The 21,702-nt window shown below is 51.4% G+C and carries 10 protein-coding genes, 1 pseudogene and 1 riboswitch; of the genes and pseudogenes, 4 read left to right on the forward strand and 7 right to left on the reverse strand.

The window, feature by feature from the left end:
• Window positions 1–227 precede the first annotated feature (227 nt).
• The 4 genes from ACOBQJ_RS11405 to ACOBQJ_RS11420 form a co-directional block, all read right to left on the reverse strand.
• On the reverse strand, window positions 228–1,235 hold the full coding sequence (locus tag ACOBQJ_RS11405) for an electron transfer flavoprotein subunit alpha/FixB family protein (RefSeq protein ID WP_421071893.1): 1,008 nt from the start codon (window positions 1,233–1,235) through the stop codon (window positions 228–230).
• 15 nt (window positions 1,236–1,250) lie between these two features.
• Window positions 1,251–2,045, reverse strand: a complete 795-nt coding sequence (locus tag ACOBQJ_RS11410; RefSeq protein ID WP_421071894.1) for an electron transfer flavoprotein subunit beta/FixA family protein — start codon at window positions 2,043–2,045, stop codon at window positions 1,251–1,253.
• 24 nt (window positions 2,046–2,069) lie between these two features.
• Window positions 2,070–3,209 (reverse strand): acyl-CoA dehydrogenase family protein, encoded by a 1,140-nt coding sequence (locus ACOBQJ_RS11415; RefSeq protein WP_421071895.1) that lies wholly within the window; start codon window positions 3,207–3,209, stop codon window positions 2,070–2,072.
• Between the two features lie 109 nt (window positions 3,210–3,318).
• Window positions 3,319–3,468, reverse strand: a complete 150-nt coding sequence (locus tag ACOBQJ_RS11420; protein ID WP_421071896.1) for a hypothetical protein — start codon at window positions 3,466–3,468, stop codon at window positions 3,319–3,321.
• Between the two features lie 163 nt (window positions 3,469–3,631).
• Between ACOBQJ_RS11420 and ACOBQJ_RS11425 the strand changes: the two genes are divergently transcribed.
• Window positions 3,632–5,797, forward strand: coding sequence for a Tex family protein (locus tag ACOBQJ_RS11425; RefSeq protein WP_421071897.1), 2,166 nt, complete (start codon window positions 3,632–3,634; stop codon window positions 5,795–5,797).
• 242 nt (window positions 5,798–6,039) lie between these two features.
• Window positions 6,040–6,342 (forward strand): annotated as a pseudogene (locus ACOBQJ_RS11430) (arsenate reductase family protein); the annotation flags it as partial.
• A gap of 222 nt (window positions 6,343–6,564) precedes the next feature.
• On the opposite strand, the gene ACOBQJ_RS11435 reads toward ACOBQJ_RS11430, so the two are convergent.
• The 3 genes from ACOBQJ_RS11435 to ACOBQJ_RS11445 all read right to left on the reverse strand — a co-directional run bounded on the left by ACOBQJ_RS11435 (window position 6,565) and on the right by ACOBQJ_RS11445 (window position 13,880).
• Window positions 6,565–11,343, reverse strand: coding sequence for a DUF4132 domain-containing protein (locus tag ACOBQJ_RS11435; protein ID WP_421071898.1), 4,779 nt, complete (start codon window positions 11,341–11,343; stop codon window positions 6,565–6,567).
• Window positions 11,344–11,505: 162 nt separating this feature from the next.
• On the reverse strand, window positions 11,506–11,925 hold the full coding sequence (locus ACOBQJ_RS11440; protein ID WP_421071899.1) for a hypothetical protein: 420 nt from the start codon (window positions 11,923–11,925) through the stop codon (window positions 11,506–11,508).
• 215 nt (window positions 11,926–12,140) lie between these two features.
• Entirely contained in the window at window positions 12,141–13,880 is a 1,740-nt protein-coding gene (locus ACOBQJ_RS11445; protein ID WP_421071900.1) for a stalk domain-containing protein, read from the reverse strand.
• A 174-nt stretch (window positions 13,881–14,054) separates the two neighbouring features.
• Window positions 14,055–14,152: riboswitch (cyclic di-GMP riboswitch) on the forward strand.
• A 92-nt stretch (window positions 14,153–14,244) separates the two neighbouring features.
• On the opposite strand from ACOBQJ_RS11445, the gene ACOBQJ_RS11450 reads away from it, so the two are divergent.
• Together ACOBQJ_RS11450 and htpG are read left to right on the forward strand one after the other, a co-directional pair.
• Window positions 14,245–19,401, forward strand: coding sequence for an OmpL47-type beta-barrel domain-containing protein (locus ACOBQJ_RS11450; RefSeq protein WP_421071901.1), 5,157 nt, complete (start codon window positions 14,245–14,247; stop codon window positions 19,399–19,401).
• Between the two features lie 246 nt (window positions 19,402–19,647).
• Entirely contained in the window at window positions 19,648–21,510 is a 1,863-nt protein-coding gene (gene htpG, locus ACOBQJ_RS11455; RefSeq protein ID WP_421071902.1) for a molecular chaperone HtpG, read from the forward strand.
• The last annotated feature ends 192 nt before the right edge of the window (window positions 21,511–21,702 follow it).

Raw genomic sequence — 21,702 nt, forward strand, 5'->3', positions numbered from 1 at the left:
ACCATACATTATTACCAAAACACTGATAATGTCAACCTGCAAACAGGCTTTATATCTGCCAACCGCATTATTTTTCGACATAATATAAAATTTTACCATGGCTTTGAGTTAAAGTAACCTACCCGAAGACGCTGATGGGCCAGGGAGGATTATAGAAGGAAACAGGGGGACGTTCTTTTCGTTTCCCCCTGTTTCTTTTCTGCTCTCTTATTTTTCCTTGCGTTCTCTTATTTTTCTTTGTGCTCTCTTATTCTCTCCAGCAGCAGCGGGAGAAATTTTTTGGCGTCGGCGACAACCCCGTAGTCCGACACCTGGAAGACAGGCGCGCCGGGGTCTGTGTTGATATTTATAATTATTCCGCTGTCCTTCATGCCGACAACGTGGTGGGTGGTCCCCGAAATCCCGAACCCGATGTATGCCCGCGGCCGAACTGTTTTACCGCTGGTGCCGATCAGGGCGTGTTCTCCTTTGGCCCAACCCTCATCCAGGGCAGGCCTGGTGCAGCCGACCGCGCCTGACAGCTCCGCGGCAAGCTGTTCCAGGTAAGGCCAGGCTTCCGCTCCCACTCCCCAGCCGCCCGCCACCACAGTCTCAGCTTTCTCCAGCGGCAGTTCAGACGGCTCTCTCCGGACGGTACCCACAACCTTCAAGGAAGAAGTATAACCATTTAGCACAGCCGCCTCTTCCTTGATGACCTCGCCGGTGCGCCCGGTGTCTCTTTCCGGTTTCTGAAAGACGCCGGGTTTGACGCTGGCCATCTGCGGCCGTGACCCGGGGCATAAAATATCGCCGAGGACCATCCCGCCGAAAGCGGGGACAACCTGTACCAAATCCCCCCGGCTGTTAATATAAAGGTCGACGCAGTGTGCCGCCAGGCCTGTCCCCAGCCTGGCCGCCACCGTTGCCGAAAGTTCGCTGCCGTTGAATGAGGAGCTGCAGAGCACTGTTTCAGGCCGGTACTTTTTGATCAGGTATTCCAGCACCAGGGCATATGTGTTATTAACGTAATTCTCCAACCGGTGGTCCTCAACTATATAGACCCGGTCCGCGCCGCCGGCGACCAGCTCTTCCGCCAAATGTCCGACACCGCTTCCCATGATCACGGCCGAGGTCCGCGAGCCGCCTCCATGGGCCGCGAGCTCACGCGCTTTGCCCAATAGTTCGAAGGAAACTTCAGCAGGCCTGCCGCCGGTTTGTTCCACTACTACCCATACCTCACCGGGCTGTTCACCCATGCTTAAACTCCCCCTCTAGGCCAGCACGCCTGCGGAGCGCAGGATTGCTAAAATTTTTTCAGCAACATCGCCGGGTTCCCCCGCCAGCATTTCCGATTTTCTCCCGTGGCTGGGCATATGCAGCTCACCGGGCCTGGTCGGGGAACCGGCCAGGCCGACGCAAGCGGGGTCTAGCCCCAGGTCGTCGATACCCCAGAGCGTGAAGGGTTTTTTCCCGGCGGTTACCACCCCCATCAGCGAAGTATAGCGGGGGGTGTTTATCTCCCTCGCCACCCCCAGGACCATGGGCAGGCTGCCCTCGTATTCAGCGTAACCGTTTTCGATCCTGGACTTCATACGCAGGGTGGAAGCTTCCAGCTGAATTTCCGTAAGACAGTTCAAATGGTCGCAACCCATCAGCTCACCCAGCTGGGAAGGTATATGGCTGGTCCCGCTGTCGGCGCTTTCAGAGCCGGTCAGGACCAGGTCATGACTTCCGATTTTCTTAAGCCCGGCGGCGAGGACCCTGGCCGTGGCAAGGGTGTCTGACCCAACAAAGGCGCGGTCGCTCAGGAGAAAAGCCTCGTCCGCACCCATGGCCAGCCCTTCTGTCAGCGTCTCCCTGGCAGACGGGGGGGCCATGCTGAGCAGCACGACCTTGCCGCCAAACTGCTCCTTTAACTGGAGGGCGGCCTCAATGGCGTTTTTGTCAGCCGGGTTTATTACCGTCGGCGCCCCCTGCCGGTTGAGCAGCTTGGTTTCAGGGTCAATGGTTATTTTGTCATAGTGTTTGGGATCCGGGACAGGCTTAACGCAGACCGCGATGTTCATGACTTCTGATCCCCCCTGAATAAATTACTTTCTCAGTTCACCGCCCGCGATGATTATCTGCATAATATGCGACGTGCCGCACCCGGGAATAGTGGCCACCGCGTCTCTCAGGTAGCGGCTGACCGGGTAGTCGGTCACCACCCCGTAACCTCCCATCAGGTCCATCGTCCGCTTGGCGGCGTTGACGGCAGCTTCCGCGGCAAAGAACTTGGCCATGGCAATTTCAGAAGAACACGGTTTGCCGGCGTCTTTTGTGCCTACAGCGTTATAGGTTAACAGGCGGGCGGCCTCGTAGTCGGTGCGGTTCTGGGCGATTGCAAACTGTATGTTGGTCAGGTTTGACAGGGGCTTTCCATATATGATACGTTCTTTCGCGTATTTCACCGACTCTTCCAGGCACCCGCGCAGTATGCCCAGGGCCACCGCGGCCGTCCCGCCCCGGCCTATCTCTCCTAAAGTGCCCAGGCTGATTTTTGCCCCGTCGCCCTGCTTGCCGAGCAAACTGTCCTGGGGCAGCCGCACGTTGTCCAGGATGATGTCCCCGGTAAAGGATCCCCTGAGCCCCGCCTTTTTTTCCTTGCGGCCCGCCGTATGGCCCGGCGCGCCGCCTTCAACTATGAAAGCCGAAAGCTGCGGGCGCCCTTTAGCATCTTCACCTGTGCGCACAGACACCACGTTGACTCCCATGCAGTGCGAATTGGTGATGAAGCACTTGCGGCCGTTTAAAACCCATTCGTTGTCAACCAGCTGGCCGGTTGATTTTTGTCCCATGAAGTCAGAACCGCCTCCCGGCTCGGTAACGGAAAGTCCCCCGTATGACCCCGAGCAGACCATGGGCAGGTACTTCTGTTTTTGCTCTTCAGTGCCCCAGGTCATGATAGCGTAAACAGCCATGTAATGGGTTACCAGGCCCATGCCAAAACCCGCGGCGTGCCGTGCTATCTCTTCAACGATAATGGCCATTTCCGTGTAGCCCAGACCAGCTCCGCCGTAGTTCACAGGCACGAAAACACCGTTGAACCCGAGCTGGGCCGTTTTCTTGAACAGCTCAACAGGGCAGGTGTCCTCCTCGTCAATTTTCTGCGCTATTGGCGCTATTTCATTTTCAACAAATTCCCTGACCACTTTCCTCAGTAATTCCTGCTGCTCAGAAAGCTTTAACACTTTTTATCAGCCACCCTTTCTGTTTTATCATTTCCGGCTAACACAATCTTTTTATCAAAGTACCATAATTCACAGCCTGATCATAGTAGTTAAAAGAAAATTCAATATATTATTTATCAAAAATTATTGCTATGGCACACCCACAGGCGATGCCATCAATCATCTTCATCGCCCCGGGCAACTGCACATTTTCCTGTAACCCTGAGTGTTCCATGGCCTTTACATCCAGACTGGAACCGTATCTAGCCGCCTCAAGCATCTCCCGGAGGCTGCTTAGGTTTATCAGCAAAAACCATTGCTCAGGATATACAAATAAGGGATATATACTTGTGGCTGTTTCAAAGTTTAGGTAGAATAAGGATTGTCCCGAAGATTAATAGTAATTATGAAACAAGCAGAAACTAACAAAAAGGTGATCAATATTGAATACAAATGTGGTTGATATTATCGCGGTCATAGCAAAAGAAACCGGTATTCCACGGCATAAAGTGGAGCATACGGTTAATCTTTTAGCCGACAACACCATCCCTTTTATTGCCCGATACCGTAAAGAGCAGACTGGCGAACTGGACGAAGAACAAATCCGCAATATCGACGAACTGCACAAGCACTACACAGCCCTGGAACAGCGGAAAGCAGAAATAATCCGCCTCATTGACGGGCAGGGCAAGCTCACCGAAGAGCTTCAGGCCAAAATCATCAGCTGCACCAAACTGTCTAAACTGGAAGATTTATACCTGCCCTACAAACCCAAACGCAAAACCAGGGCCAGCGTGGCCAGGGAAAATGGTCTTGAACCTCTAGCCGCATACCTTTTGTCCTTCCCCAGGTCAGGCAGCCCGGAGGAGGAGGCCTTGTCCTATATCTCTGAAGCAGTCCCCACAGTTGAAGATGCCCTGCAAGGAGCTTGTGACATAGTTGCCGAGAATGTCGCCGAGGACGCCGACGTGCGCAGTTGGGTGCGCGACCAGACCCGGCGGTCGGGGTGGCTGGTCACCAGCGGCCGCAACACGGCAGAAGACAAGACGTACCGCAACTATTACGATTATAGGGAACCGGTAAGCAGGATAGTACCGCACCGGGTGCTGGCCATAAACAGGGGAGAGCGGGAAGAAGTGCTGAGTGTCTCCGTTGAAGTGGATGAAAGCCCTATTATCAGGTGGATAAGCGGCAAATTCGTAAAAGACGGGACTGCGACCACGGCTTATGTTGACAGGGCGATCAGGGATGGGTACAAGAGGCTGATTGCTCCCGCAGTGGCGCGGGATATCCGGAATGAATTGACTGAAAAGGCGGAAGCCCAGGCGATCAAGGTATTCTCCAAAAACCTGCGCAGCTTGCTGCTCCAACCGCCGGTGCGGGGCAGGGTTGTCCTGGGTATAGACCCGGCCTACCGGACGGGCTGTAAATGGTGTGTCATAGACACCACAGGGAAGTTTTTGGAGGCAGGAGTCTTCTACCCCACTCCCCCTCAGAAAAAAATCAGGGAATCCGAAAAAGTCTTAGCAGACCTGGTAGAGAAGTATAGGGTTACCGCAATCGTTATTGGCAATGGCACTGCCTCCAGGGATACGGAGGTTTTTGTGGCGGAATTTATCAAGTCTTATAACAAGCCGGGGCTTTCTTATACTATCGTCAGCGAGGCCGGCGCCAGCGTTTATTCAGCCTCCAAGCTGGCTAAGAAAGAATTCCCCGATCTGGACGTGTCAGAACGCGGCGCTGTTTCAATAGCCCGCCGAATTCAGGACCCATTATCAGAGCTTGTAAAGATTGAGCCCAAAGCAGTAGGTGTGGGGCAGTACCAGCACGACCTGCCGCCCAAACATCTTGATGAAAAGCTGTCTGAGGTTGTAGAATCAGTCGTCAACTATGTGGGGGTTGATCTCAACACGGCATCAGCCCAACTATTGGGGTACGTAGCCGGGATCAAACCGACAGTTGCCGAAAATATTGTACATTACCGTGATGAGAACGGTGGTTTTAAGAACCGCCGGGAGTTATCCAAGGTGACCAGAATGGGGCCCAAGACACTTGAGCAGTGTGTGGGGTTTTTGCGTATCAACAACGGAGAAAACCTCCTGGACGCAACAGCAATACACCCGGAGTCATACGACCTGGCCTACCGCTTCCTTGGCCTTATCGGTTCCGGTCTGAATGAAATAGGCACCTCTGACGTCAGGTCCAGGATTGCCAGGGCCAATGTTGAGGAAATCGCGGCGCAGCTTGACGCCGGCGTCCCGACCCTGAGGGATATTGCAGACTCCCTGGCCCGGCCGGGCAGGGACCCCAGGGAGGACCTGCCAGTGCCAGTATTCCGCACCGACGTTTTAAGCCTTGAAGATTTAAAGCCGGGCATGGAACTTACCGGCACCGTCCGGAATGTGGTGGATTTCGGAGCGTTCGTGGATATTGGCATTAAAAGTGACGGGCTGGTACACATTTCGGAACTATCGGACACCCGTGTTCAGCACCCCCTGAACCTGGTTTCAGTAGGGGACGTGGTCAAGGTATGGGTGCTGGCGGTAGATATGGAGAGAGGCAGGGTCTCACTTTCCATGAAAAACAAGGGCGCTTTTTCAAGTTTATAAAGTCATTTGCCTGACAGGGGCTGCGGTAGTTTATCGCAGCCCTGTTTTATTAAAATGGGTACTATAATTTTATATAAACATATTAATAAGGAATCTCTTCCCCTGTTCAGATTAAGGGCTGCATGCTAATATGTAGAAAAAGTAGTTATAAAAGAATTTTATGGATCATTAAACTACGATAAAGGAGGAGAATACACATGCTGAAATTTTATTGTTTCCCAACCTGAACGAACTGCCGGAAAGCGAAAGCGTGGCTTTCGGAAAAGGGTGCGGAATATACTTACCGGGACATAGTCAAAGAGCCGCCCACTGCCGCGGAGCTGTTTGAGCTGGCGGAACTGGGCGGTATAAAAGTTAACAGCCTGCTTAATGAGAAGAGCACAAATTATAAACAGGCCAAAATAAATGCCAGGGACTTGTCCGAAAGCGAGATTGCGGATTTTTTAGCCTCCAACCCCAAGGCAATGTACCGTCCCCTGCTCACCAACGGCAAAAAACTGGTGGTGGGGTTCGAACCGGAGCAGATGGAGGCAATTCTAGGGTAAAGGGAAACAAGGGATTCTTTTTGTCTCGTTTATTGGCGCAAGAATACATTTATCCTGTTTCTCAGCTGCATACAAATCCAAAAGTGCGACAAGGATCGTACAATAGTCGAACTTGTTGTACTTTGGCTACTCGCTGCGGTTTAAAAAAACGTTCAAGCAAGATCGCTAAATATCAATGGGCGAATTGAGACATAAGAACGTCCACCTGTCTCCCAGGCCTGTTTATGCCTTTATCTGATCCAGGATAGTCGGATCCTTTATTTTGCTGTCTTCAGCCAGGAAAACTATCTTCGATATGATCTCCGCGGTTTTCGGGTCGTCATCCACAAAAGGAAGGAAAATACGGCCCCTGTGCTGTGAGTGCACGGGCAGGATGTGCAAAGCCCCGCTGGCCATTTTGTGTGCGACTCCGCTGCCGAGGTGCACGGTGTATTCCCCAAGGGTACCGCCGATAAACGCGTGAGATCCTTTCAGCTCAACATTGGCCAGCTTCAGCAGCCGCAGCATTTCGGTAATAATTGCGGCCCTCATTTCCACAGTCGACAGGCTTGCTTCCGGGTCAACGCCTCCCACATGCGCCACGCTGACCACCAGATCAACATCGCGCATAATTTCGGAGAAGATTACTTCAGGAACGTCGGTAAACGGTACCAGCTTGTCAGTTTTTCTGTCAATAAAGACGACTCCTTCCAAAGTAGGCGCCTCAACGTCAGCGGGAGAGAACCAGTCAGCCATCGCATATATTTGGGCGATAATGTTTTCCTTGTAATATACTTTTTGCAGCCCTTCACCATAGCTGGCCGTCCATCCCCTGCCTTTGAGCAGGGCCGCCGCCTTCTTAGGCTGAATCTGGTGCCCGTCGTACCTGCGCGATATGGTGCGGGCCGCAAGTTCGTCGGCATTGGGCCGGTAGAGTTCCCTGAACACCTGTTTGAACGGCTGGACGATTTTTTTATCATATATGTCCCTCTGGTATGCCGCCCATTCCCCGCTTTCGTATAGGTGCACCGGGTGGGCGATAACGCATTTGTCCTCCGGTCCCATATCAAATTTTTGGTCCCCGGCGCCGACAAGCACATTGTTTTTAAAATAGCCCAGCCTGCTGCCGCTCTTGAAAACGAGGTTTTGCAGCAAGGGGTAGATCACGAGGTTTTGAGAAAGGCTGTCAAGCTCTCCGGCAGTGAACACGTCCCCTGATTCCATCGCCTTTTCCAGTGTCGCGCGGGCCCGCGAGTACTGGTCCTTTAATGATTTCTGGACGGCTTTTATTTCCCTGACATAGTCGTTTTTCTTTAACCTGGACGGGATATCCCTAAGGGCCTTTCCTCCTTTTGTCACAATAACCGACGTCCTGCCGAGTTCGTCTATGCCGATATGTATATCAATATCCTCAACCGAAACAGGTTTAAGGTAACGTTCGATAGAGCGTATTTTTTCGGTTTCCATATTCCACGTGAAGCGGGTAACATCCGAGAACCCGGCGTTCCTGGCCAAATTCTCCAGGGCAATGGAGACCGCTTTCGCTTCGCTTTCACGGCGCTGCGCTCCGAATTGCTTGCTCTCTTTCAGGAAGCCGTGCAAAAATTCATACCTGTGCAGCATGTCTCTCTTATCGCCGCCGAGCGGGATGAGACCGTAGCAGAGTACATAATCCTTGTTGCGCTTTTCATTAATTTTCTTCTCAGCCTGTTCAATGTCGATTTTGCCCCGCACCGCGTCCGCAAAAAGCTGTGAGCGCTTGTGCAGCCCACCGCCGGCAATATATTTGGCGCTGTCGTAGACTGTTTTGAAACGCTTTTCGCCAAGCTCTGAGCAGGCCTCGTTGAACCATTCTATATCGAACGCTCCGTCTTTTAAATCCTGCGGGGAAACAGGCGAATAACGGGCCACCAATGTTTCCCTGTCATCTGAAAAGTTCTGGTTCAAATGAGCATGGAAATACCAGCCTGCGGATTTTAGTCCGGGCCAGTTCAAATATTTTTCTACCAGGTCAAGCCACCGCGGTGCATACATGGCCGCGTCAACCAATTGCTTCTCAGTGACTTTTTTATTCTTCAACAATTCCCCCAGGGTGTTCTCATCCTCACCGTCAGCCGGCAGGCAGTGTTTCAGCAGGTGGCTGAAAATCTGCTTTTTAGTGGTGTTATCGCCGACGAAATTATAACCCCGCACATACGTGTCCTTTTCAGCGCCGACCAGTATATCGACAAAGAAGCGGGCTCCCGAGCATTTGAATATTCTTGACGCGAGATGGCTGACCTCCGTGGTCATATCTCCCCGCTTCAGCTCGATACCGACAACTCGGTCAACAACTATCCCGCAAACTTCATTCAGCTTCCGGCAGGATGACAGATTTTTACTATGATAATCAGTATCTGTGAGGCTTCTTAAATTCTCGGCGCTTAAGGGCCGGCCGCACAGCTCGGCGTACAGCTCGTTCTCATCTGCCAGCCCCATGTCGAATGCCTTTTCAAAATCCTCCAGCCGCAGGCTGGCGTGAGATTTATACTCTGATGCCCGGTAAAAGGCGTACCCCGTCTGGAAGTATTCTTTAAAGCTTTGGTCATCATATATATTCTCTCTCATTCCGTCTAACCAAAATAAAATCTCTTTTGCGTTTACCAGGATGTAATTATGGCCTCCGAAATAATGACCGGGCTGATCCCTTTTTACAATACCTTCTGTAAAACGTTTGGCCGGAACCTTATTAAATATGAAGCATGACATATTACGGCACAGCGAAAATACTTCCGGTTTAGGCCATTCATTCAACAATGCCCTAAAAATTCTGGCAATATGGTAAGAATACGGCAATTTTTTAACCATTACACTAAATTCTTTATGGTTAACAGGAAATAGATCTGCTAAAAGCGCATCGTACCATCCTTGTGTTTTCATGTAATACCATTGAAAGAAATTATAATAAAATAATATTTCCAACAGCTGTTTGGCTTCGAGGTTGTGCTCTTTGGCAGCTCCCCTCCAGACCTCCGGCAGCGGAAAATAATCAATGGTAATAGATAAGTCCCCCCAGGCACTTTTTTTGGTTGTCCTGAGATGGTTTTCCGCCCCCAGGATTACTTTCTGATAAGTCCCATTCCAGTCTTCCGCCTCATATTCATAATCCTTGTGTTTATCGAAAAGTCTGCTGAAAACCAGCATTGTTTTTTTAATCTGATCATATGAAGAAGACAGCACATCCCTGGCGGAAAAACCTTTAGGGCATGATAATCTGATGAGGGGTATTTCCTGGCCCGGGCTAAAAAGTCCAAAACCGTCCGCGGCGGAGAAATGAGCCGCTTCTTTATTAATAATTTTTTCTGACAGGATCCTGGTTTTCTGAGAAGTCTCAGCAAGCACGGCCGCTATCCGCCGGCACTCATGCGATATGCCCGCGTATTTCGGCTTGTTTTCAACTGATGAAATAATATCGAGGGCTGCCAGGTGCTTATTCTCATCTCCAGCTTCCAGCAAACGCTTGACACTGCCCAACAGCGCTTCGGGAGGCTGCAGCAGCAATATAGAGATGGCGTTTTTTCGCAGATCGCCGGCTTTATACTGCAGTAAATCTTCAATTATTCTATAGTCATCAGGCGAGAGCTTGAGCTTTTCAACAATTCCCAATACGGTGGAACGCACATAAGGGCTCTTGTCTCCCAATAACTCAACAATCGCGGTTTTTTGTTTTCTCGTTCTTGGGTCATACAGAAAGGCATTAACGAACTCCCTGCGGGTATCGACGTTCATTTTGTCCCGGTAATCCAGCAGCAGCTCCACGTCGCTGTCCGCTGCTTTACCAGCCATGGCCAGCAGCATTTTAAGTATAATTTCATCACATGATACCGTTAGCTGCAGCCACGGAAATATGCTTTCCCTGAAGGTAACTTCCTTTTTGGGCATACTGTCCAGCATTTTTTTAAGTTTTTCAAGCAGCTCCTGCCGGCTGCAGACGCCCTTAATTTTATTATATTTTTCTAGTTCGTCCTGGAATTCGGGCCTTAAGGTTATGTAATTTGTATCGGCAAAGAGGTTGACCAGGGCCCAGCTTTTGACCTCCAGGTCCGGATCGTCCAGGAGCTGTACTGCCAAACTGTGCTGATAAGTTGGAAATTGGGTCTGGGCCAGAAAATAAAGGGCTGCCATCCTTTTATATTTATCATTTGCGGACAAAAGGGTTTTAATCTTATCCTCGGTCATGGCGATGTCCTCATAGGCCATCGCCCAGAGCCCCATAAATATAAGCATTGCGTCGCTGCTCTCCAGGCAGGCGCAGGCATAACCGCTCTCGGTAAGGCACCTGTAGCCTGTTTCAAGGCATTTTTGTACAACAGCCGGCTTTTGCGCCGATATGCCAAGACCTGTCCAGACATCAAGCGCCCGGACCACGGATGAAAACCTGACCAGGTCGTGGTCAAGTATTATTTTCAATATATGGAGAAAGCCTTCCTTTGACCCCTCGTCCACGCACTCGACAATAACCTGGCGCAGCCCCTCCTGCAGCCTGGCGGCAAGCAGGAGGTCGCCCGCCCACTTATGCGCCTCACCGCTGCGGCTCATCAGGAGCCCCTTTATTATTTCGCGGGAGACCAGGCCTGTATTGTTGTCTCCATAAACAATATCACGGACCTTGTTGATCACCGCCTCATTGCCTTCGTCCATTTCCAGCGCCAGCAGGTCCGAAATAACAGGGATGTTTTGAAAAGTGTTGTTTTCCCGGGAAAAGTATTTATTATATGTGAAATCATTTGCCGCCAGGTAAACCATGTCTAGAAGCTTTGATACTCCTGAAGCAAGGTACAGCGCTTCATTTGTTTTTGCCCGGTAGGAACGTCGCGCGAGTCCTGTTGAGTAAGTATAATTAGTACTCCTGTCCCATATTTTTTTAAATTTTCCCGCCCATTCCTCGCCAATAAGCCTCACCAACACCTTATATTCAGAGCCGGAAAAGACGCCGGCTATTTTATCCCCGGTCCACAAGGTGTTATACAGTCCGATTAGCATTTTGTTCTGTTCAGTATAGTTATATGACCCTGTTGATAAACAAGACAGAACCGCGTTTAATATTTTTTTATTTCTTCCGAACCATAAAATTGTTTTTCCTCTAACCATTGAGATATGCTTTTGTAATTCTTCGTTGCTAATATAGTTATATATCATCGCACCTCACCACATTCTGCCTGCGAGCATGGTGAAACGGATAAAGGTCAGCAGGCCGTTTTCATTTATTTCAAGCGGTTCATCAAGAGATGAAATCTCATTTTCACCTATGAACACTCTGTAGATGCCGTCCTCAAAGGCAAGTACCGCAGTTTCTATTGCTCTATAGACATCAGCCTGTTCATGGCTGCGGCGCTCACCAAAACCAACTTTGCCGGTTTCAGCCTGGTCCTCTATTTCCGCCGGTGAAAGGTATTTGATGATCAGGGGTCCGGCTGTTTTGTTGTTGTATGCGGTTACATTGATACGAACAACTTCTGTAATAAGGCCCCTTAAGTTTAAAGGAGCGTTCTCCAGTATCAATTCTTTTTTTGTTATATATTCTTTTCGTTTGCCTGCTTGCTTTACAGAAACATATACTTTCATCGGCGCCACCTCAAAATATTCCAAACTGCGACATTATGCGATATATGTTAATAATAGCAATTTTTTCTAAAAAAATAAACCCGAGATTATTCTAAAATCCCGGGTATTTTGCGTCTGTTCGTCGTGTCAAGGGAATGCGTGTCAAGGGGACGGGGTTGTTGACACATTCTCATAGGCAAAGGGAAACAAAACGAACGTCCACCTGTCTCCACAGCTTACTCTGTGATATCTACGCGGCCGCCGCGGCCGGAGGCGGTCCACTCTACTTGCGCGCCCAGGGCCTCGCTGACAAAGCGCAGAGGCACCATGTTCCTGCCGTTAACCAGCTCAACCGCCACATCCATCGTGTAAATCCGGCTGTCCACATATACTTCCCTGCTGCCGGAGTGCAGCATTATCACCCTGTTCCCTTTATTAATCACAATCTTTTGCTCTTCCTGCACCCACTCCACATCAGCGCCAAGAGCTTCCGAAACAAAGCGCAGGGGCACGTATACCCTGCCCGCGGAGGTGTCGAGGTAGGGTTGCTGGTCCGGGAACGACACAGGGTCGCCGTTTACAAACACACTCACATAATAGTTAACGGGTGGCTTGTCCGGCATGCTGGCCGGTTCAATCTGCTTGCCGCCCGTGAGGGAGTCAATAAAAGTCATCCCGTTTCTCCTGGTCAGGGACAGGTCCGTCACGGCAACCCTGTTCAGCACGGCTTTACCTATGGAGCCGTCGGAATTTATTTCACCGTACGAGGTGATATCGTGGATCACGTAATGCAGCCCGTTGTGTTCTCCCAGGTAGAGCATCTCGTGGGTGGGGGTATGCAATGAGGCCCCCGGCAGCAGTGAGGCAACCAGCCCATAGCGCTGCTCCGTGCCGAGCGACTCAAAGCTCGCCGTCCTGCCCGCCGACCGCTCCTGCTCGTCGCCGTTCCTCGGCAGCATCAGGCCGAAACTTTTATAGACGTCCATAACAAAGGCGGAACAGTCCCTGCCGTTGAACATGCCGCCCCAGCCGTACCGCTCACCCAGGATCTTAAAAGCCTGCCTGATGATATTCGCCCGGGTGTACCGCATATACCCGACTGACACATCACTGCCGGCCGGAATCGAGGCAGCCTCCACCAGCAGTTCACCATTATCCCCGCGCACGGGCAGCTTAACGGAGTAAGCGCCGCTTGATTCTTTACCCTCACCGGCCAGCGGGACTCTGGCGCCCATGGTGAGCTCGACCAGTTCAGCCGCGAAATTATCCTGTCTAAAGTAAATCCCGACCTTGTTGCCTGTCACCACCAGGTAATTTTCCGGCCGTACATATTCAAGCCAGATGTCTTTATCTTCGGCCACGGCCAGGTCTGCGGCGGGCATCCATCCGTTATAATTGTATATCTGCACAAAGCACCAGCTGCCGTCCAGGCTGCGGTGCAGGACCAGCACCGGTTCAGCCGGGCTCACCGCCGTCTCCTGGAACAGGTCAAACTCTATGTCGTCAGGCGCTTCCAGCGACTCATCATAGGTTGGGAAAGTCCTGATATTGCTCCGTCTGACCGTGACCGCCCAGGCGACCTTGTTGCTCTCCCCTATTCCGGGCAGGTTCATCTGTCTCAGCAGGTTGTCGTAATAAGCCCTTTCAACCAGCCAGCCGTTGCAGTACCTTTCCTCATCGACCGGAAAGGGGCGGTTGGTGACCAAATTTGACAGCACACTCCCGCTTATTGACGATGGATAGTCAGTTAAATCAAACACGAGGCCGGGCTGCGCCTGGATAATATCACGGTTGAAAGCTGATATCTCCCCCTGGCTCATGATCACGCTGTCCGGATCTGAGAGCTTGCCGATCCAGAAATCCGCTGTCTCCATCTCCGGCGTGACGTTTGGCACGCTCCCGGCGGCGGCAGCTGTCACAGATGCCAGGAGCACTACCAAAAACAGGACTGCCAGCCATGTTTTCTTCTTCGGCATTAAATAATACCCCCACTAAAATATTTCGTTTTACTCTTATATTTTATCATCTCACACGTAATTATGGGTGATCGGATCTTAGTACCACTGAAAGCAGGACCTTTGTCGTATATAAATGGGATCTGTGTCCCATATACAACCCGGGAAACTATGATACAATTTAGTTTAAAAACCAAGTGAAAAGGGCAAATCACGGGAAACCGTGAGACGCAAAGCCAAGGGCCTGTACCACGGGAGAATGTACATTTCGTGGATGGCAGCCGGTTGCCACAAGGAACATAGAAAATTGCCTATGAGCCTTGTTTGAGGTTCATTTTTTTTGAACCTTACCGCCTTTTCACATAAAAAGGGAGGGACCATGGTCATGGGTAAAGTTCTTTACAGAAAGATCTCCTTTCTAGTGACGATGCTGCTAGTGTTACAGCTGGTGTTCCCAGTGTATAACACTTTCGCATCGTCCACCGGCAATGATGTGCTGCCCCCGAGCAACCTTGCCTACCAAATGCAGTCCCCTGATGACGTAAAACTAACGTGGAGTCCGGTTACCGGTTCTGTCAGTTATCATGTGTATGAAATAACTGACGGGCGATTAATATCGCTGGATTCAACAACATCGACCTCCTACACTATCAATGACCTTGAAGAAGGCTCCTACAGGTATGTCGTGACGACGTTGAGCGCTTACGGTGAGTCGGGTCCGTGCGCACCAGTTACCGTAGACATTGTCTATCCGGGTATGGCGGCGCCGGCCTTAACGAAAACGTTTAAAAACGGCAACGACATCGTCCTGAGCTGGGGAGCGTCCCTGTATGCCGAGAAGTATAATCTTTACCAGATCGGTTCAGACGGGCGAGAGACACTGCTCGATTCGCTGACGGTACAAACGCACACCGTTACCAACGCGCCTGAGGGAACTTACACCTACGCGGTTTCCGCCGAGAATTCCCTGTACGGGGAGTCCCCTCTTTCCACTCCTTTACAGGTAGAGGTTGTCCACCCCGTGATGACGGCCCCGGGTAACTTTACGTGTACCGTGACAAACGGCAATGACCTGACCCTGAAATGGAATGCCGTCAGCTACCCGACAGGCTACAATATCTACCGGATTATCGACGGGAAAACAGTCCTGCAAGACACTGTGACGGGTACTTCTAAAACTTACACCAACATGCCTCCCGGCGACTATATCTACGAAGTCCGCTCCTACTCCGACCGCTTCGGCGAGTCAGCGGAGGGCAGCCGGGCGTCCCTCACCCTGGACACGGTGACTTTGGCAGCGCCGGCTAACTTTACCTACAAGATCCAAAATGCCAATGACGTCGTATTAACCTGGAGTTCCGCAACAAACGCTACCGGCTACAGAGTCTACCAGGTCATAGACGGGCAAAAGGTACTGAAAAGCTCCCCGACCGGCACCTCCGTCACCTATGCCAAACAGCCGGAAGGTAATTATATCTACGAGGTCCACTCCTACAGCGACCGCTTCGGCGAGTCAGCGGAGGGTAGCCAGCTCTCCTTCACTATTGGAGATTTGACTATGACCGCTCCGGCAAACTTCACCTACAGAATCCAGAACGTCAATGACGTAGTTTTAACCTGGGATGCCGTACCAAACGCGACCAAATATAAAGTCTACCAGGTTATAGACGGGCAGAAAAACCTGAAAAGCTCTCCGACCGGCACCTCCGTCACCTACACCAAACTGCCGGCTGGTGATTACATCTACGAGGTCCACTCCTACAACGATCGCTTCGGCGAATCGGCGGAGGGCAGCCAGGTGGCCTTCACCATAAGTTTCGAGACACTGGCCGCGCCGGCAAACTTAGCATATACGGTTCAAAACGGCAATGACGTAATTTTAACCTGGACAACCGTGACAGGCGCGAACGGCTACAGGATCTACCTGGTCAAAGACGGGCTAAAAGAACTGAAAACCCCGATAAACACCGGAACCGTGACGTCAGTCAAATACACCAACCGGCCGGAAGGTGATTACACCTACGAGGTCCACTCCTACAGCGACCGCTTCGGCGAGTCGGCGGAAGGCAGCCTGATTTCCTTCTCAATTGATTTCCCCGAAATGCAGCCACCGTCTAATTTGATCCAGACGATCAACAGCGCTACAAGTTTTACTTTGACCTGGGACATATCCCTTAATGCGACCGATTATAAAATCTACCAGATCGTTAACGGGCAAAAAAACCTGAAATACACGGTGACCGGTACCGCTAAAGCTTTCACCAACATGCCGCCGGGTGAATACACATACGAGATCTACTCATACTCCGACCGCTTCGGCGAGTCGCTGCAAGGAAGCCGGCTAACAGTGACCCTGACCGGGCAGACGATGGAAACCCCGGCCAACCTGACCTACAGTATTGCCAACGGCAATGACATCACCCTGAAGTGGAACAAAACCACCTACGCGACGGGCTATAATGTCTACCAGGTCGTTGACGGGCAAAAAAACCTGATAACCCCGGTGACCGGTACCGGTCCCATTATCAGTAAAACTTTTACCAACAAGCCGGCTGGGGATTACTATTACATTGTCCACTCTTACTCAACGCTCCTTGGTGAATCGCCGGAAGGAGCGGAGATCACGTTCTCCCTGGTCCATCCCGTGATGGCGGCGCCGTCTAATGTCACTTACACAATCAAGAACGGCAATGATATTGTGCTGACCTGGACTGGGGTTGATTACACCAACAAATTCAACGTTTACGAGTTGGTTGACGGGCAAAAAGAACTGAAAACTCCAACCCCGGTAGCGGCCCTGACCACGACAATCACCAGGGTGCCGTACGGCGAACACACTTATGTCGTCCATTCGGTAAGCGACCGTTTTGGTCAATCGCCGGAAGGACGCCAGGTTTCCCTGACTTTGCAGGAGCAGATCATGAAAGCTCCGGCCAACCTGATCCAGACCATTACAAACGGCAATAACATCACCCTGAAGTGGGACCGATCCACCAACGCGTCAGGATATAAAGTCTTCCAGATGGTTAACGGGGAAAAGATACTGAAAGATACTTTGACCGGCATCGACAACACCACCATCACTTACCCCAACATGCCGGAAGGCGATTATGTCTACGAGGTCTACTCCTACAGCAGCCGCTTCGGTGAATCGCCGGAGGGCAGTACAGTATCATTTACCCTGGTCTTTCCAACGATGCAGCCGCCGGCCAACCTGATCAAGAGCATTACAGCCGGCAATGACATCAACCTGGGTTGGGACAAGGTTCTCTACGCGGCGGGCTATAATGTCTACCAGGTAGTTAACGGGGAAAAGATACTGGCAAAAACTTTGACCGGTTTCAACAGCAACGCAGTCACATTTAAAAACATGCCGGAAGGCGATTACATTTACGAGGTCCACTCGTACAGCAACCGCTTTGGTGAATCGCCGGCAGGCAGCACGGTAAGCTTCACCCTGGTCTGGCCGGTGGTGCAGCCGCCGGTCTTGACATGGAGCATTTACAACGTCAACAACATTACCCTGTACTGGCAGAAGGTAACCTGGGCAAATGAATACCGCGTCTACGAAGTAACGGGCAGCGGCAGGCAGTTGCTCTATAACGGAAAGGATCTGACTTACATACTCAATAACCTGTCGGAAGCGGTTCACAGTTTTGAAGTAACCGCGTACAGCACGGAATTCGGCGAGTCGGCGCCATCCAGCAGGTTAACCGAGAACATAATTTATCCCACAATGCAGCCTCCGGAAGCCAGCGTGAAGCTGTTGAGTAAAACCAGCGCCCAGATCTACTGGGACTTCATCACTTACGCGAACGGTTATAACGTGTATGAAATCATAGACGGTAAAATCGTACCGGTTACGAAAAACGTGAACGACCTGTACTATATTATCGACAACCTCTCGTATAAGGACCATGAATTTTATGTAACCTCGTACAGCAACTCGTTCGGCGAATCGGCTCCGTCAAATACAGTTATCGCGAAACTGATCGTTGACACTGAAGCGCCGGAAACAACCGCTGAGGCGCCAACCGGCTGGGTTAATCAAAGCGCGTCAGTAACCCTGAGCGCGACCGACAACGAAACCGGTGTTGCAAAAACTTACTACTCTGTAAACGGCAGCGCATTCGCCGAGGGCACCTCCTTTATAGTCGATACGGAAGGCGTAAGCAGCATCTCTTTCTACTCGGTTGACAATGTGGGCAATATCGAGCAGACACAAACTGTTGAAGTGAAAATCGACCGGACAGCCCCGGTCACCACATCCAACGTTCCGGCAGCCTGGTCCAAGGAGGATGCAGTAAGGCTGACCGCGGCAGACAGTTTAAGCGGTGTTGCAAACACCTACTACTCCGTGAACGGAGGCGCGTTCACCGGGGGCGCCTCCTTTACAGTCGATACGGAAGGCGTTAATAGCATCTCTTTCTACTCGGTTGACAACGCGGGCAATATCGAGCAGACACAAACTGTTGAAGTGAAAATCGACCGGACAGCCCCGGTCACCACATCCAACGTTCCGGCAGCCTGGTCCAAGGAGGATGCAGTAAGGCTGACCGCGGCAGACAGTTTAAGCGGTGTTGCAAACACCTACTACTCCGTGAACGGAGGCGCGTTCACCGGGGGCGCCTCCTTTACAGTCGATACGGAAGGCGTTAATAGCATCTCTTTCTACTCGGTTGACAACGCGGGCAATATCGAGCAGACACAAACTGTTGAAGTGAAAATCGACCGGACAGCCCCGGTCACCACATCCAACGTTCCGGCAGCCTGGTCCAAGGAGGATGTGGTCGTAACCCTGGCCGCAGATGACACATTGAGCGGCGTGGCAAAAACCTTCTATGCGGTTAACGGATCAGGCTATGCGGAGGGGACCACCTTTACAGTAAGTAAAGAAGGATTCAACCAGGTCTCCTACTACTCGGTTGATAACGCTGGAAACGTTGAAGCGGTTAATGCGGTTGAAGTGAAGATAGACAAGACAGCGCCTGTGGTCACAATGGACCTGAACGACGAATACCCGCTTGGCGCCTCGCTGCAGCTGACTTACTCGGCAGATGACAGCATTTCGGGCATCGCTTCCGAAACAATGACGGTTTTCAAACCGGGTGAAGCCGCCGGGAGCCTGTATGCAAATGGCGCGACTATCGTACTGGACAAACCGGGCGTCTACAATGTCACCGTAACCGTGACTGATGCCGCAGGTCTGAGCGCCACGGTCCAGGAACAGTTCACTGTTTACATCCCGGGAACTATCGAAGTAACACCAAAGGTCATGAATGACACCAAGGGCGTTTTCACCGTCCGTGTAAACCTGCCGGCGGGCTTCCGCACCCAGGGCTTTGACCTGAACACCGCCAGGCTCAACGGCGTGAGCGCGCTTACCAGCAACAAGGGCTACTACAACCAGGCGAAAATCGGCCAGTTTAACTTCGAACGTTCCGACTTCAAATGGACCCCATCTGAAGTGACAGTTGAGTTCCGCGGTTATGTCAACGGCACTCTGGTTATAGGCCAGACCACCGTAAAAGTGCAGAAATAACGCTTTATAATAACTCTTGGTGCGACAGGAACAATCCTGTCGCACTTTTTTTATCTGCAACAGGGGCTGTTTTCTGTATGCTTCTTGAAATGCGGCAGAGAAGAACCGCCCCCTTATTATAAAGCGGGTAGCTTCTGCTCTTTTAAAATTTAATCGAACCGACTCTTGACACATGAAAAAACCAATTTTATACTTATAGTCAGCAAAGGTCAAATCGGATAATAATGTTATGGAGGTGTTTAACTTATGCCGGATGCTTCCCCCAAGGAGCAATTTGAAAACAGGGAATTTCAAACTGAAGTCAAAAAGCTGCTGGATATTGTGATCAACTCCCTCTACACCGACAGGGAAATCTTCCTGCGGGAACTCATCTCCAACAGCGCCGACGCCCTGGAAAAGCTGCGTTACGAGTCCGTGGTTAACAAGGAGGTCACCGGTCCGGACGTCCTGCCGCTGGAAATCTCCATTGAACTTGACGACAAGGAACATACAATTACCGTCGCCGATACCGGCATTGGCATGACCAGGGACGAGCTGGTGGAAAACCTGGGCACCATCGCCCACTCGGGCTCGAAAAAATTCATCCAGCAGCTAAACGATTCCGACAAAAAGGACTTCAACCTCATCGGACAGTTTGGCGTGGGGTTTTACTCCGCCTTCATGGTGGCCAAAAAGATACGGGTGCTCACACAGTCGTACCTCCCCGGCGAGCCGGGCTGCGAGTGGGTTTCAGAAGGCGCCGGCAGTTACGATGTGCGGACGGCGGAAGGTCTGCAGAGAGGCACAAAAATTGTCCTGGAACTAAAAGAGGACGCCTATGAATTCTCAGAGGCGGCAAGGGTCAAGGAAATCATCAGGCAGTACTCCAGCTTTGTCCCTTTTCCGATCAAGGTGGACAGGGATCAGGTTAACACCATCCAGGCCATCTGGACGCGCAATAAGAGCGAAGTGACCGAGGAAGAGTACAAAGAGTTTTACAAATTTATCGCCAACGCCTTTGACGAGCCGCTCTACCACCTGCATTTTACCGCAGACGCGCCCCTGGCGATCAACGCCCTCCTGTTTGTGCCGGAAAACAACTTTGAACGTTACGGCTTCGGCAGGATGGAACCGGGGACAAACCTATACAGCCGGAGAGTCTTAATCCAGCCCAATTCGGAAACTATACTTCCCGAATGGCTGCGCTTTGTCAGGGGCGTGGTGGACAGCGAGGACATCCCGCTCAACATCTCCCGCGAAACCGCGCAGGACAGCGCGCTGATAGCAAAGCTGCAGAAGGTGATAACCGGCCGTTTTCTCAAGTTCCTGGACAAAGAGTCACAGGACGACCCTGAAAAGTACGCTCAATTTTGGAACACTTTCGGGATGTTCATAAAAGAGGGAGCTATGGCGGATTTTGCCTACCGGAAAGAACTGGCCAAACTGCTGCGGTTCGAGTCATCGGCGGCAGAACCCGGCAAGCTGGTCTCACTGGCTGATTACACGGGGCGGATGAAGGAAGAGCAAATGGACATTTATTTCATAAACGGGCCCAGCAGGGAAGCCATCGAAGCCGGTCCCTACGTCGAGGCTTTTCGGGCCGGCGGCTACGAGGTTATTTACACCTACGAGCCTATAGACGACTTCGTTTTAAGCAACCTCGGCGAATATGAAGGCAAAAAGCTTGTTTCCGCCGACAGCACCGGCCTGGAACTTCCCGGCCCCGGGGACAAACCCGGCGAAGAGCCCCTTGACAGCGATAATACAACTTCCCTGACTGCCTGGCTCAAGGAAATCCTGGGGGATAAAGTTAGTGAGGTTAACAGTTCCAGCCGCCTGGTGGACAGCCCGGCCATCATTTTAAACTTAAACCCCATGATGACCAGCAGCATGCAGCGGGTAATGCAGGCGGCGAACAGGGACTTCGGCGCCCTGGGTCAAAAAGCCCTGGAGATCAACACCCGGCACAAGCTGATCAAGCGGCTGAACGAACTGCGCGAAGAGGACCCGGAATTTGCCCGGGTTGTGGCCGAGCAGGTCTTTGACAACGCGCTCATTTCGGCAGGCCTGGTTGTCAATCCGCGCGCCATGGTCGAGCGCATCAACCAGATCCTGGAGAAGACATTGTAACCGGGGACGCGGGTGCGACAACGTGGACGTGCGATCAGCGGGGACGGTTCTGGCTGTCACATTTAAGCGGTACAAGGAAAATTTGCTTCCTGTACCGCTTTTGCATGCAGTTAAAATACAAGACGGTTTTAATTTTACCGTTTTTGCACACAATACTTTCGGTTCCATTTCTTTGGTTTTCATGTAAATAAT

It is taken from the genome of Pelotomaculum propionicicum (assembly GCF_048984525.1).
Lineage (GTDB): Bacteria > Bacillota > Desulfotomaculia > Desulfotomaculales > Pelotomaculaceae > Syntrophopropionicum > Syntrophopropionicum propionicicum_A.